The organism is Streptomyces sp. NPDC059456 (assembly GCF_042750055.1).
GTDB lineage: Bacteria > Actinomycetota > Actinomycetes > Streptomycetales > Streptomycetaceae > Streptomyces.
In genome coordinates, this window is the sequence record NZ_JBHYVA010000756.1 from 1 (window position 1) to 286 (window position 286).

Annotated in this window: 1 protein-coding gene; it reads right to left on the reverse strand. The window is 72.7% G+C overall.

Annotated elements, in window-relative coordinates:
- Positions 1-16: 16 nt before the first annotated feature.
- Positions 17-286: SpoIIE family protein phosphatase (locus ACFXA3_RS37850; RefSeq protein WP_385195045.1), on the reverse strand; the 270-nt coding region annotated here is incomplete at its 5' end.

A 286-nucleotide genomic window follows, 5' to 3' on the forward strand; every position in this document is an offset into this window, starting at 1 on the left:
ATAGTCGGCGCGAGCGTCAGTTGTGTATCAGAGACAGGGTGCGGTCGAGCTGGGCGAGGATGGCGCTGGGCGGATGGCTCTGGTCGAACAGCAGGGCCCTCAGCATGTTCCGGGTGGAGGCCATGGAGGCCGCGGCCTCCAGATCGTGACCGGCCACGTCGCCGATGACGACCGCCACGGTGTCGTCGGCCAGCGGGACGGCGTCGTACCAGTCGCCGGGGAGCCGGCCGGGGTGAGGGGCGGGGGGGGGGGGTGGGTGGGGGGGGCACGCCACGCATGGCAGGGG